This window comes from Mucilaginibacter rubeus, assembly GCF_014643835.1.
Classification (GTDB): domain Bacteria; phylum Bacteroidota; class Bacteroidia; order Sphingobacteriales; family Sphingobacteriaceae; genus Mucilaginibacter; species Mucilaginibacter rubeus.
The window spans coordinates 55,898-70,239 of the sequence record NZ_BMKD01000014.1 but is presented as its reverse complement, the minus strand read 5'-3'; the positions used below and the strand labels follow the sequence as shown (position 1 = coordinate 70,239).

The following is a 14,342-nucleotide window of genomic DNA, read 5'->3' as shown; positions in this document are numbered from 1 at the left end:
GTGCGAAACTAGCCACAAGATGAGACTTCCATTGAGGGTCGTAGGAGACTACTACGTTGATAGGTTACAGGTATAAAGGTGGTGACATCATAGCCGAGTAATACTAATTGCCCGAAGCTTTCTTCAGATAGAAAAAAGGGTTGATAGTAATTGGATTATAGTTCATAGTAATATGCAGCGATGAACCATGAACTATCAACCACAAACAAACAACAAAGCTGTTGTTTTCTCTACATTCAATTCCTTCTTTCAATAATATGTCATTTATGAGGCTGAAAGGCCAAAGGATAAAGGCGAAAGGTAAGAACCTTTAACCTTTTACCTTTAAGCTTTCACCTTAATAAAAAGAAATTCAGGTGCCTATATCGGCGGTGTCTACCTCTTCCCATTCCGAACAGAGAAGTCAAGCCCGCCAGAGCCGATGGTACTGCGGTAAAACGTGGGAGAGTAGGTCGGTGCCACCCTTTATCACTTTCAATAGTGCTACATCGCAAAAGCCTTAGCTAATTACTAAGGCTTTTTGCGTTATTAGACTTTTTCATAAGCCTATCGTACTTTCCATAGCGCGCTTCAGCGGCAACAAAAAATACAAGTTAACACGCATACTTTTTATTGCGGTAATAATAACTTACAATGATTTTTTTATGTTTGCGCTTCCAAAAATAGCCCCATGGAATTTGAAAAATTAGCAGCCCAAATTAAAGCAGAAATAGCAAAACTGGATACCACGCCCGAGCTTGATAAAATCAACAGGGCTTTTGACGAGAAGATCCGCAAGGTGGAGGAAGCCCGCCGCGAGAAGCTGGCTACCGTGCCCGACAATGCCGTAGAACGCAAAAAACTCATCGCCGCCCTTGAAGCCCTTGGCGAAAAGTATGTTGAACCTGCTAAGAAGAAGAGCAAGGAATAAGGGATTGGTTTTGTAGAGGAATTTAAAAGGTCTGCCAGGGTTTGGCGGGCCTTTTTTGTTTGTTGGGGTGTTTGGCCGTGGGGGCAATGGTGGTTTCGGAGCATTGGCACTTACCTGTATTGTACTGTTCAATTTTTGAAAGTGTAAACACCTGGTGTTTTGTTGTAAAATTGAACGACTGATAATCAGTGTTTTATAAATTGATAAATTTGTTCAAAATCGCGATTTGAACAAATTGTATTTGATAATCAGTTGTTTATGTAAATTGGTTTTTGAACGTTGAACACCCGGTTTTTAAAAATTGAACACTGACAAAATGCTGTCACCATTGGGGGGCTTTTTAGAGGGTAAATTTGAGTGCCTTTCATGATTGCCGCCAGGTTGGCGGCAAATAACGATGGATGTTTCGGGCTTTTGAGCTGCCGGACAGGGGGCGCGACAAATTATGGACCACACTGCAGAAAAACCCCTGGTTATTCAAATGATTCAAAATGAGGTGCGGGAAGCGGCGGCTAAGCTTGGGCGAAAGGGAGAGGTTATGATCTCCGACCCGGATGCTGTGATTGAGTTGTTTGATATTTACCCGGCCAATGAGTGGATGGCCATGGAAACCGAACACGAAACGCCGCAAATGTTGTTTGGCAACTTTTGGCTGGAGGGCGAGCTGTGCATCCTGTTTGCCGATACCAATATGGGCAAAAGCCTGCTGGCCGTGCAGCTGGCCGACAGCATTACCCGGGGCGAACCCATTGCTCCCTTCACGCTTGGGGCCGAGGCCTCGTCGGTGTTGTATATTGATTTTGAACTTACCGGCAAGCAGTTTGAACAACGCTATACCGACGGCCAGAACCGTTACCAGTTTGCTACCGAGTTTTACCGCGGCGAATACAACCAGTTTAACCGTGCAAGCTCGCATTATCAAAAGCTGGACAGGTATGTGATTGAAGCTTTAACGCGGGGCATTAAGCGTACCGACGCCCGGGTGCTCATCATTGATAATATTACCTGCCTGCGCAACGGAACCGAGAGCGCTGGCGCTGCCCTGCTGCTGATGAAGGAACTGAAAAAGCTTAAAACCCGTCACGGGGTAAGTATCCTGGTATTGGCCCATACGCCTAAGCGTAACCCGCGGTTGCCGCTTAGCCGCAATGATTTGCAGGGGAGTAAGATGCTCATCAATTTCTGCGACAGTGCCTTTGCCATGGGCGAAAGCCACTCCATACCCGGCCAGCGGTATTTAAAGCAAATTAAGCAGCGCAGCACTGCCGAAATGTATGGGGCCGATAACATATGCCTTGCCCAACTGGAACGGCATCAAGGCTTTTTAAAGTTTGTTTTTACGGGCCATGATTGCGAGAAAAACCACCTGCGCGACGCCTCCAGGCAAGAACGCGAACGCATGCACTGGGAAGCTAAAAGATTAAGCGATGAAGGTTTAAGCCAGCGGCAGATAGCTGAGCGGCTCGGGCTGAGCGTGGGGAGTGTGAATAGGATGCTGAATCACCCCCTCTAAATCTCCCCGGCAGGGGAAGACTTTAAGGCTTTAGGCTGGCGCACGCGTATTGCGTGTACCTTATCGATATTGCCTTTTTTCTCTATAGCAGAATGATTACCGGAATAAGAGATTTTGAGTTTTGCGATGATGTAAGCTTAGCATACGTGCACACGCGGCACGCGTGCGCCAGCGGAGAGAGGAGGCCCGTCGTGAAAAGCTGGCTACTGTTCCTGATAATAGCGTTGAAAAGAAAAAGCTTATCGCCGCGCTTGAAGCCCTCGGCGAAAAATGGGTTGAACCAGCCAAGAAGAGAGCAAAAGAATAAACTTAATTTTTAAAAGAGGAAATTAAAAAGGTCTGCCCCATATTGGCGCAGACCTTTTTGTTGTCGCTATACCGAATAAAAAGCTGTTTAGGCGTTATTGCAGCAACATGGCTATATTATCGCAAAATAATTTTCCTCACCTTAAAGTTATCAGTAAAATAAAGCGTGCTTTCATCTTTAGATAAAGCCAGATTGCGGGCATAAACATCGGCACTTGACCCTACGCCATCGCGACCATCGTGATAGTGTGGGTTGGGGCCGGCTATGTATTGCAGCTTCCCATTAAAAAGGGCTTTTATTGCGCCATGCTGAACGAGATATATGGTACGGCTATCTTTGGTAGCTACTAAAGTACCCACTCCTGAAAGGTTAAGGTCGCGGTAAATTTCGGTGAAAAGACCCGATGGTGTGAGCTTATATAGATGATTTCCTATTATCATATACTTTATGCCATTGTTTGCGCATACTAAAGCCCAAATTTTGGTGCCAAAGGGCCTGTCGGCTATATTAAGCGAATCGGGGTTGGGAGACCAGGCATTGGCACCTATTCGTCCATTGGCATTAAGTACAAATTTTTTCAGGGTACGTTCCTGCGTAAAAAACAAGGTGCCAAATGGATCTCTTTCCAGGCAGTTATATACGCCCGAATTTGGTTCGGCAATATAGGTACTGACAGAGCCATCGGTGTTCAAAATCCACATCGGGTGTTTATTGAAGGCCTGCCGACCATCGGTGCCGACTATAATGTTTAACGTGCCATTGGCCGAACGCCTTATATTTTGGGGATTATATATTTTTTCTCCATCGGCGCGGTTTGGGATAGGTATGGTGCTTACAATGTTGGGCGGTGTAATTTTACGTACGGCGCTATTCCCAAAATCGGCAATGTACATGGTTCCATCGTCGGCCAGATCAATGCCGGCGGGGAAGAAGAAGCGGGCTGCCGACCCAACTCCATCTGCCAGTTCGGGCCCGGTGTTGGATGTTTGGTTACTCCCTGCAATGGTGATAACTGAGCCCACCATTGTTGCTGATGCAGCAAGTTTTGCAGATGCATCTGGCATGTCGGGCTTTTCAACTGCCAGGCTGTTCTCTTTTCGGCAGGAATAAAACAACGCCTGCGAAGCCGCCATAGCGACTAAAAGTAAATGTTTGCTTTTCATTATATTGATTATTTAGGTTTAGTGTGATTTTTAAAGTGCAATTAGATGTAGGTTTATTTCCTGAGGGGGATAGAAATATTTAACTAAGTAAATTAATTAGTTATATACATGGCTGTTAACTACGGCTGTTGTAGAGCATAATGTGTAGCGTATAGCTAAATCAGTTAAACAGGTACACGCTATTGGATCATATTTATTAATTACAGGGGCGTCCGTCCGCTAAGGGAGCTGCTACTTCCGGCCAAAGTTTACCACCCTACCAGGTCTCCTATATCGACGCCTGCTTTACGATCTTCTTCGGTAGCCGTGTTTTCCAGTACGTTCGATACCAGGAACATCGTTCCGGGGATGGTCATTTTGAGATGCAGGGCTTTTATTTTCCATTTATCGTATGCATTAACATCCGGAAAAAGCATCTTAAGCTGGCGCACGCGTGTCGCGTGTGCTTAATGTGCTAAGTATGCGACGGAAATTAATCGTTTTCCTTTATTGTTGAATTATTACGGGGAATAAGAAATTGCGAGTTTGGGGATGTGTAGACTTAACACTCGAGACACACGCGACACGCGTGCGCCAGCGAAGGGCCCTACTAAATCTCCCCGGCAGGGGACTTTAAGGCCTTAGGCTGGCGCACGCGTGTCGCGTGTGCCTTATCGGATTTATAAAAATGGTTCTGGGTAATCTCGTCTATGTTTATAAACGTTATAAAAGTATATCACTGCTAAAATAAACCATATAGTTTGAAGGAATGCGATTTCATAAATAACTGATGACAAAATGTGAAAAACTCGATAATCTATATCAGCGAATTCCTTTATCGGCACTATATCTTTCTTTCCTAAGTGTATAGCCAGATATTTAAATAACGATCCAAGCATAAAACATACGGCTGCTATTATACCATTTATCGCCTTGTCATTAATCCTTTCTATTAAGTCCTTATATTTTGGATCATCTAAAGATCGAGCCCAGGAAAAACAAGAATTTGACAGTGCTAATAGCACAACAAACCCAACATTAGAAATTGATATTGTATCATATTCGCTATTCATTAGTACCCCGACCATTAAAGTTGCAAGTCCAATGAATGATAAAGCCCCAACTATAATTTGTAATACAACTCTTAAAGCAAATGCTCTTCTTCGTGAATTTTCAGACATTCTTATTTCACCAAATAAAATATTGCAATTTACGCTAATTCCGATTCGATTTTGCATAAGGGGCACATGCGACAAGCGTGCGCCAGCGGAGGGTTATGTTTAAGTTTACTTCTTAATAATCATACTGCAAATTAGAATAACTTATTTATCTCTATGAACATTTTCTCGAAATTATCAAGCGTATTAGCCGAGAAATAGGATTTATCTACGCCAAGTTGATTTAGTTTGTTTGCCGGTTTGTAGTGGTTGAATCTATCCTTTCCGATAACTTTGTTAATTTGTTTTAGTATTGTATCTATTGATGAATCAAGGTCAGTTATTTTCACTGTTGGAAACTCTTTATCAAAAGCTAAATTGAACAACTTAATATATTCTTCTTTACTAAATAAGTCTTCAATATCTGCTGTTGACTTGCCATTGTTAGCAAATTCATTGAAAAATCTAATATGCTTATCCTTGATTATTCGCTGTTGAATTAAATCTGAAACTCTTTGTTTGCCTTTTTGGTCGGTGAAGGTGTCGAGAAGGCTGGCTACAGCTAATTTAGAGCCCCGTAAGAGAGATATAAATGTGGTTACTTTATCCAGTCCACCAACTGGAACTATAGTTATAGTATCCTTTAAACCTGTCCTGTTCTCCGTTTCAAGAATGTTGGATAACACGGTTAGGTAAAGTAAATCTGCAGGGCCTTCAACCAATAGATTGTTTTTAGAAACAAATAAATTTTGCGCAATATCATATCCCAATGCAGCCTGTAACGGAAATAATGTATTTGGATCTTTTTCTTGAATGCTATCAGAAATAATCGTCCCTTCGTCAGTTTCCAAAACTGTTCTAACTCGATTTAATTTATCTGATTCAACCATGAAAGGCGAATGCGTAGTATAAATTACTTGATATTTTTTAGATAGGTCTTCAAAAAATCTTAATAAATCCGCCTGTGCAGAAGCGTGTAAGTTAAGTCCAGGTTCATCCAATAGTAAAATATAATCGGATTTTTTGTCAGCTTGAATTTTACTAAACCATATAATAAACGAAAAAAACCAATTAAAGCCCTTGCTACGTCTGTCCAGCGGTAGCGTGATTTTGTGCCTTTGACTTTTAACTCGAATGTCAAGGTATTTTAAGCCATCCTTATCTTGAATCCTAAATTCTATGTCTAAATTTTTATTAGTTGACCAATATTTAAAAATCTCGCTTGTTATTTTATTGGATGATGCTTCGAGTAATGCTATATATCGCTCATAGTCGGAAGAACTTAAAATATCCTTTATATCAATCCGCGCCAATTCTAATAAAGCCTTAGCTGTTTTGTGTCTTTCTTCGTTCGCTCCGTTATTTAATTCGTTAATATTAATTTTTCCACCTAAATGATAATAATCATCGAAATACCAAAATTTTGGCATATGAGGTTTTATGTAAGTGGAGAAGATATGATATCCTAAAAAACTATTTCCCCAGCCTGATGGACAAGCATCCATTATTTTTTTTATCTCCGCTTTAAATGCTGGAAAATCGGTATCACTTTCTAACGGCACAATGGCAGCAACATCTTTTAATGAATTTACAGCATTAATCGCTTTTTTTGTATCAGATGCAAGCGCTAAAGTTTTTAATTTGTCTTCTAAATATTTTTTTTCATTACCTGCAATACCGCTGACGGTGCTACTTCCTTTATAATGATAAGTGAAGCTGAAAATTTTAGTTGTAAAAACCCCTTTTCCCAAATCATTACTAATAGTATTTAATAATTCGTCAGATAAAAGATAAGTACAGCTTAATATTTCCTCATCCTCACCGCTGCTTTCAAAATCAACTAATTTGTTTCGCGGATAATCTTGTGTAATATCAAACTTGAAGTCTTTATCAGAGTTAAAATAATTGGTTTTTGCAATTGCTTGTAAAAAGCTTGTTTTACCTGATTCGTTCATCCCTACAATTGTAGTAATGTCGGGCTCTATTTCAACACTTTGGCTTTTTAGAATGCTTTTGTATTTATTAACAGTGACATTAGTTAATTTCATTAACATAGTTTAGGATTTGGTTTTTTGAAATTTAATATTCAAATATATAATAATTAATTCCTTTTAATCATCTTATACGTCGTCAATAATTTATCAATGACGATGAATTGAATACCGAATTTTACTGCGATTTGGCGCTTATTCCCGCCTTCTATTTAGCAATGGCTAATTATCTTTTTTAATACAGAATTTCCACGCTTTTGCCAGCGCTGCATCCTCGTGCCGGTTGGGGGGAGATCACATCAAGCACAATACCTTTTGTTTATATTTCTTTTATTTGAATGTAGTGTAGACTCCGCCCCACAAATCAGTTTGGGTAATTGGTTTTGGCTTTAGTGCTTCGATGTCGTTTAGGCTTTGAAATGGTATGCCTTTTAAAAAATTGTCGACATTGGCGTAGTCATATTCAAAAATATATTGTTCTGAATGCAAAAATAATTCAGGGTATGCTAAAATACATTCAGTATTTTCAAAGTTAGAACATACTGGGTAAAATGTTTTTTTATCTAACGTTAAAATGGCATCTACTTTTTTGGTAAAGCCAGTCATGGCAATCATATAATCTTTGGAAATCCATTGCCTTGCCATTCCGTAGTCTTTCGGCTCAAAGCCCAGTTCTTTAGCCTTTTCGTGTAAGGCTGATTTTTCTAAGTATGGTTGCATTTTAATATTGAATTGCAAAGAAGTCTCAATATCGAAACTTAAAAATTCCACGTTACTGCTATCTAATACTTTTAAAATCCTATTTACTTGTGCTTGCTCCGTTTCTTTGGTTAATATTTCGCCCACTGTAATTGTTGAGATATAAATCTTTCGGTCGTTTTTTTCTGCACTTTGAGACGTACATAGATATGTAAGTAGCTTTTTAACAAATAATATATAAGGGTCTTGAGAACCATTTTTAGCACGAAATAGTGCTAAAATTAGACCTGTGTCTATTAATATGGTTTCCCAATCTCTAACATTCTTTTTATCTACTTGCATATATACTATTCAGAATATCTTCTATCGTATGGGTGTTTTTTAATATTTTAAGTTCAATCGCATCACTATCGTTTAAATTATCTATTAGATTGCCTTTACTTACTGCAGTAAAAGAAAGTAACTCCGAATTAACTATATGTCCATCTGTAGACGAACGTTTTTGTCTTAGCTCTATTCTTAATTTATGTGTTCCATAAAATGGTTTTAACTCTAAATCTTGATCTCGGGATATAAAAATTTTATATCCTATTCCGTCAATATATATATGTTTTTTAGCACTTGTTAAGGTTGAACTTCCCAATTCAGATAAAATACCATAAACCGTATCGGTAGAATAGTAAAAACTTGCTATTTGCTTTTTGCCGATTTCATTTATTGCGGCTACCTCTTGATCGTTTTTATCATACGCGGTTAAAAAATACTTACCACCTAAAATAGCTTTTAGAGAGGCCGCATATCTCTTTTGTTCAATTGGAAGTGAATCGACATCCAATTGTTCTATGTTTTTATGAACAGTTAAAAAGTTCTCGTAAAGCGCATTGTCTCTTGTGTAAAAATCAAGTGCATAGCAGTTGCCTCTAACATTCCCTAATGTTACTTTATGCTCTGTGCCGTTATCGATAGCACAGTAAAGATTTTTAAGAAAATCGCCAATTTTGTCCAGTCCGATACCGTCTTCTTCATTCAAAGAATGGGCTTCATCATCTATCTTAATCGAAAACTTTATCATGGCTTAACAAATATATATATAACGTTTAATTATCTACGCTAAATATATTAAATAGTAAAACTAACTAATAATCAAATGGTTAAATGTATTTTGTGGCAAATTTGGAAGATAGGTGCTTTTCATAAAGTATAAACCAAACATTTACATCGTTATTGCCACGAGTTCAGGTACAAATACAATATACGTAAGGCATTAGATACAGTTCGCTTTATTGAAAGCCCAAAAAATGTTAATGGCAAACGCTTGTGCTCACTTAATTAAGTAAATTTGTGTATGACAAAAAGGCGACGAACTTAAAAAGAAACGTTTAGAGAAGTACGAAAAAAGCGAGTTTAAAATACATGGTACTTTTGAAGAGGTTATAAAGGCTTCGTTTCTTGGTAAAGCTTAACCAAAACCGGGCGACAAACTGAAGTCTTTAAAGGCTAAAAAAGAAGCAGCATTAACAAAAACAAGTAGTTGACATCAATTGTGACTTATTTTATGCATAGTTATATTCAATTGTCACCGTGTATTGTTTCAAAAGTTAAACATGCACTCGGGCTACCCAATAGACATAAAGGGAATAATAAACGATGCTCTCAAAAATATTGGATAGATGTATGTAACGAAGTTGGCGCGAATCATAAGTGTTCTCAATCAAAAATTGAAAATGCAATCAATTTATTTACTCAATACATTATAATATAATCTTTGTCCCAACCTTTGCTACCGCAAGCAAATTCAATGATAACGAACCACACGCGAGGACGGTTGCGGTAGCAAATCGCTGCCGCAAGCCTCCCGGCTTGGCCCGTATGCAAGGTTAAACGGTGAGCAAAGTCGCTTACCCTGGCCTCATAAGAAGAAACTTAAAAAGCCGTCCTCAACTACCCCTTCCCCAAAACTGACGGACAAACCATTTTTCATCCCCTTTCGGGCCCCGCGCCCGAGCCACGTTAGGGATTGCAGCGGAAAACCCACAGCCTTGTGCAGGCCTGCGCGCGAGGCCAAGGCGAGGATTTGCAGCGTAAAGCCCGGGCCGCAGGCAACGCCATTATTTTGATTTCGGAATTGGGATTTTCGATTTCGGATTTAAGGTATGGAGAAACGGGTGTTATGCTGAGTGTTTAAATCCGGGGCTTCTGAAGGTAAAATGACAAATCCACCACGTCATTGCTGTAAGGAATGAAGCAATCCCCGACAGACTGGTAACGGGCTTCATTAGTATTGAACTTACATCGTCGCGCTCCTGGCCGCGCGGGGCCAGTTACGTTTTTCGCTATTGTTCATTTTTTAAGCTGCTCAAGAAGGCTCCGCCGTTTGTCTTGACACAAAAGTAACCAAAAAGGCTTGCAGCAGAGAGGCTTCTTTGCGCACAACCTGACCCCATAGCCCTCGGCGCGGCCTTCACCCTGCAAAACGAACAGAACCACGGGCTGCAATCATTTTGCCCGATTCGCACGCAATGCCTCCGCTTCTGCAAAAACGTGCTATGCCCCTGCAGCCGCACCGCCCAGCATCGTTCTACTCGTTTTCTCACCCGAAGCTGATCTGCTGCGAAAAAACACATTTTTTATCTTGTCATGGGTAGCTTGTCGAAGGGCCTCTGCGCGCGACCCTTCGACAAGCTCAGGCTGACAGGCCTTTGCACTCAGGTTGACAACATTAAAACGGGTGTCATGCTGAGGTTCTCGAAGCATGGTGGGTGAGGCCTCTGCGCGCGACCCTTCGACAGGCTCAGGGTGACAGGCCTTTGCACTCAGGTTGACAACATTAAAACGGTTGTCATGCTGAGGTTCTCGAAGCATGGTGGGTTAGGCCTCTGCACGCGACCCTTCGACAAGCTCAGGGTGACAGGCCTTTGCACTCAGGTTGACAATATTAAAACGGGTGTCACGCTGAGGTTCTCGAAGCATGGTGGGTTAGGCCTCAGCGCGCGACCCTTCGACAAGCTCAGGGTGACAGGCCTTTGCACTCAGGTTGACAACATTAAAACGGGTGTCATGCTGAGGTTCTCGAAGCATGGTGGGTTAGGCCTCTGCGCGCGACCCTTCGACAGGCTCAGGGTGACAGGCCACTATCACTGCAACTGCTACTGCCACTAAAAAAACTAACTGCAAACTGCCCACCCAAAACTGCCAACTGATTATTGCAACGTCACCACCTTGTACAAAATCCATCCATCCGTTTCATACGCCCGTTTGTAGTTTACGCCGCTGTTGAGGCGGCGGATTTCGGGGATGTACCTGTCGCTGAGCTGGGTGTAGCCGGTAAAGGGGTTTTTAGGGGTGGCTATCAGGATATAGTCGTCGTATTTGTATGGGGTTTCAATGGCCGACAGGAACGAGTTGAGCTGGTAGGGCAGGGTTAGCTTTTTGATGTTATCGGTAAAGGCCACAATGGGGTATGATACGGCATCGTCCATGAGGATGTGCGTACCGTCGGGCAGGCTGTTGATGTAGGCTGCTATTTCTTTGCTTTCGCTTTGATCGGTATTGGGCTGCAGGTGGCTAAGGGTGGTGATGAAGCGGCGCTCGTCGGTAATGAGCGAGTGGGTTAAAAAGGTGTAGCCGGTATACAGCTGCAGTACAATCACAAAGGCCAGGCCCAGTTTAACGGCCAGTTTATTTTTGATGGTATGTACCTTAAATATGATACACAGCAGCGCCACAAATAAAAATATAAGGTAGTACTGGTAGGTGAGAAACAGTTTATCGTACTTAATGTGCAAAAACTCCACAAAGGCAAACAGGGTGAGTACGGTTAGCACATGATAAGTGCTTTCGCGCAGCAGGTACAGGCCAAACAGTATCAGCGGACAAAAATAAACGACCCTCAATGACACCAGGATGCTGAGTTCGGGCAGCTGGTAGTTTACGGCAGTGGCGGCGGTGTCATAATTCAGCTTGTCGACCAGTACGTTCCAGGTGGCCAGGGGGCTTTCCATAAAGTAGTTATAGTCGCTGGCGTGGGTTTGGTTAAGCAGCTGGTAGCAAACCAGCGATACCACGGGTAGGATAAACAGGATCACGTAAATGGCAAAAGTTTTATTGATAAGCTTGCGCCGTAACGACGGACTGTTAAAGCTCATGAACAGCCTGAAAATGGATTCCTTTTCGCCCAGGTTTAGGCTGGCCAGCGTTATGGACAGTACCAGCGGAATAAAGAACAGCGTAAGCCAGATGAAGCGGTAATCGCAAAAAATGAGCATCACCAAACAGATACTGGCTATGGATACGTGGAACGTGGTGTTTGAGCGGTAAAACTTAAGCAGGTTAAGGAAAAACAGGTACACGAAGATCACTACCAGGTAAATGGCTTTGCCCGAGCAGGCCATGTAAATGATACCGGGGTGCAGCAGGAACAGGATGGCTACCATGATGAGGTAAAAATCGTCCTTCACCCTGATTACAAACGAGCGCGAAATAAGATAGAAGAAGCCTGCCGTACCCAGTGCCGATGCTATGACCGGCGCGAGGTAACCGTTTACCCACGAAAATATAAGCGAGGAGTAAAAGGGCAGCAGCGGGGCGGTTAAGCCCATTACCTTGAGGCGGTTGCCCAGCCCCTCAAACACGATCTTTGTTTTTTCGATATAAAAAAGGCTTTCCTGGTTATAATAGCCTAAGTGGTTAAGGTATATGCCGATAACCAGGTACCAGGCTGCCAGCACCAGGGTAAATATAAACAGGTATGTACTTTTGGCAATTTTCATTTAATAACGTTTGTGGGGTTATTAACCTTACTTAAACCGTGGTTGGTTTTTTCCCAGTAAAACGGATTGGTGATGAGCTGGTACAGGCCCATATAGGCTGCTACCGAGTGCATGAGCCAGTAAACCGGGTTGGCTATGGCAAACAAAATGAGCTCGAAATAGCGGCGTTTAAATACGGCCATCATGTTGATATAGATCATGAGGATATTACCCACCATGAGGTTAAATATCGACATGAACAACACCCAGTCCGGAAACAAATTACGGATGGTTGAAAAATCAAATATGAGGTAACAGATAAAGATGATGAGCAACACCGGGTAAATTAAAAAGGTGGCTGATGTGGCGCCGATGAAAAAGTTAAAACCCAGGAAACCGCGAAAGCCTATTTTACGGATGAGGGCCGGCGGGTTGCGCATGTGCACCAGGTAGGTTTGCATGTAGCCCTTGATCCAGCGCGAGCGCTGGCGGATCCAGTTCCAGAAGTTATTATTGGCTTCTTCATACGTGGTGGAGTTTACTATGGCCACCTTATAGCCTTTGGCATAGGCGCGTACGCCAAGGTCGGCATCTTCGGTTACGTTAAAGGGGTCCCAGGCGCCAAGCTCAATCAGCGCGTCCATTTTAAAGTGATTGCTGGTGCCGCCAAGCGGGATGGGGATATCCAGCGTATCCAAACCGGGCAGCATATAATCAAACCAGTACGAATATTCGAGGGTGAACATCCGGGTAAGGAAGTTTTCGTTGCGGTTAAAGTAGTTTAAGGCGCTTTGAATGCAGATATAGTTTTCGGGCAGCTTATGAAACAGGGCCACCACTTTTTTAAGCTGATCGGTATCGGGGATATCCTCGGCATCGTAAATGGTGAGGTATTCGCCCCTCGAAAAATGAAGACCGTAATTACAGGCCTTGGGCTTGGTTTTAGGCATGTGGAAAGGCACCACAATAACTTCAAACACAGCGGGGAAATCGAGGTTTTTTACGGCGTTTAATGTTTTATCATCATCTTCTTCAATAAGCAGTTTGATATCCAGCTGCTCGCGCGGATAGTCGAGGCTTTGCAGGTTCCAGATGAGTTTTTTGATCAGCTTATCCTCCTTGTAAACAGGCAGCAGGATGGTGTATACAGGTAGCTCCTCGTTTACGATAGTGCGCAGATCATTTTTGGTGACGGCCTGGTGCAGCTCAAACCGGGAGCCTACCAGCGCCAAAAACAGTTTGAAGATGATAGCTATCAGGAAAAACGAACTGATGATTAAGTTAATGGTGATGGATACGTTTTTAAAGTTGAGGAACAGGCCGATGGCGGTAATGCCCCACAAGGCAAAAATGAAAACAAGTTGTGATGTGGTGAACGTTGTTGAGGCCGAGCTTTTAGGGTCGCGCTTAAGGAGCTCAAAAACGGATGCCTTCACATATTTTTGCCCGGTAAGCTTGTGGCTTAGCCAGGTGATCTCCAAATCGGATGCTACGATGATTTCGGGTTCCAGGTCATAGGTAAACCTTACAAAATCAAGGAAAAGTTCATTGCCGGGGTCGGCCATAACGGTAACCACCTTATTGTTTTCGATGCGGAGGGGAAGGCCCAGCTGGTCGTTGGCAAATTTAAGGTCAACCTGGTCGAGGATCTTTTGGTCGAAGGCTTCCTGGCGGATTTCGGCAAAGTGGTAGCCTGCGTTGCCCAAGGCGCGTTCATAGTTTTTGCGGGAAACATAGCCGAAGTTAAGGGCTATTTTGAGGTATGACATACCCGATCTTTCCGAAAAAGCATGGATCTTTTCCTGGTCGGCCGGCGAAATAAATCCGTGGGCAACCAAAATTTCAGGAACAGAAATACTCAATGTATCCATATTA

At 42.4% G+C, this 14,342-nt stretch carries 11 protein-coding genes and 2 rRNA genes; 5 read left to right on the top strand and 8 right to left on the bottom strand.

Going from position 1 to position 14,342, the window contains the following annotated elements; all coding sequences use genetic code 11:
• The 5 genes from IEX80_RS27350 to IEX80_RS27330 form a co-directional block, all read left to right on the top strand.
• Positions 1-127, top strand: a 23S ribosomal RNA gene (locus tag IEX80_RS27350); the annotation flags it as partial.
• Positions 128-352: 225 nt separating this feature from the next.
• Positions 353-464, top strand: a 5S ribosomal RNA gene (gene rrf / locus IEX80_RS27345).
• A 206-nt stretch (positions 465-670) separates the two neighbouring features.
• Positions 671-910: a hypothetical protein gene (locus IEX80_RS27340; RefSeq protein WP_188834790.1), complete on the top strand. Its 240-nt coding sequence runs from the start codon at positions 671-673 to the stop codon at positions 908-910.
• 445 nt (positions 911-1,355) lie between these two features.
• Entirely contained in the window at positions 1,356-2,423 is a 1,068-nt protein-coding gene (locus tag IEX80_RS27335) for an AAA family ATPase (RefSeq protein ID WP_188834789.1), read from the top strand.
• A gap of 163 nt (positions 2,424-2,586) precedes the next feature.
• A complete protein-coding gene (locus IEX80_RS27330) occupies positions 2,587-2,730 on the top strand; it encodes a hypothetical protein (protein ID WP_188834788.1) in 144 nt (47 codons plus the stop codon).
• A 116-nt stretch (positions 2,731-2,846) separates the two neighbouring features.
• Here IEX80_RS27330 and IEX80_RS27325 read toward each other — a convergent pair whose 3' ends face one another.
• The 8 genes from IEX80_RS27325 to IEX80_RS27290 all read right to left on the bottom strand — a co-directional run bounded on the left by IEX80_RS27325 (position 2,847) and on the right by IEX80_RS27290 (position 14,338).
• Positions 2,847-3,893: an NHL repeat-containing protein gene (locus IEX80_RS27325; protein ID WP_188834787.1), complete on the bottom strand. Its 1,047-nt coding sequence runs from the start codon at positions 3,891-3,893 to the stop codon at positions 2,847-2,849.
• Between the two features lie 248 nt (positions 3,894-4,141).
• Positions 4,142-4,324, bottom strand: coding sequence for a hypothetical protein (locus IEX80_RS27320; protein WP_188834786.1), 183 nt, complete (start codon positions 4,322-4,324; stop codon positions 4,142-4,144).
• A gap of 228 nt (positions 4,325-4,552) precedes the next feature.
• Positions 4,553-5,053 carry a hypothetical protein gene (locus tag IEX80_RS27315; RefSeq protein WP_188834785.1) on the bottom strand — a complete coding sequence of 167 codons (501 nt, stop codon included), beginning with the start codon at positions 5,051-5,053 and terminating at the stop codon, positions 4,553-4,555.
• Positions 5,054-5,184: 131 nt separating this feature from the next.
• Positions 5,185-7,077 (bottom strand): AAA family ATPase, encoded by a 1,893-nt coding sequence (locus IEX80_RS27310; protein ID WP_188834784.1) that lies wholly within the window; start codon positions 7,075-7,077, stop codon positions 5,185-5,187.
• A 273-nt stretch (positions 7,078-7,350) separates the two neighbouring features.
• A complete protein-coding gene (locus IEX80_RS27305) occupies positions 7,351-8,061 on the bottom strand; it encodes a type II toxin-antitoxin system VapC family toxin (protein WP_129571980.1) in 711 nt (236 codons plus the stop codon).
• Positions 8,048-8,791 (bottom strand): hypothetical protein, encoded by a 744-nt coding sequence (locus IEX80_RS27300; RefSeq protein WP_129571979.1) that lies wholly within the window; start codon positions 8,789-8,791, stop codon positions 8,048-8,050. Before IEX80_RS27300 ends, IEX80_RS27305 begins: the two co-directional genes overlap by 14 nt.
• A 2,128-nt stretch (positions 8,792-10,919) precedes the next feature.
• Positions 10,920-12,488 carry a hypothetical protein gene (locus IEX80_RS27295; RefSeq protein WP_188834783.1) on the bottom strand — a complete coding sequence of 523 codons (1,569 nt, stop codon included), beginning with the start codon at positions 12,486-12,488 and terminating at the stop codon, positions 10,920-10,922.
• Positions 12,485-14,338 carry a glycosyltransferase family 2 protein gene (locus IEX80_RS27290; RefSeq protein WP_188834782.1) on the bottom strand — a complete coding sequence of 618 codons (1,854 nt, stop codon included), beginning with the start codon at positions 14,336-14,338 and terminating at the stop codon, positions 12,485-12,487. Before IEX80_RS27290 ends, IEX80_RS27295 begins: the two co-directional genes overlap by 4 nt.
• Positions 14,339-14,342 lie beyond the last annotated feature (4 nt).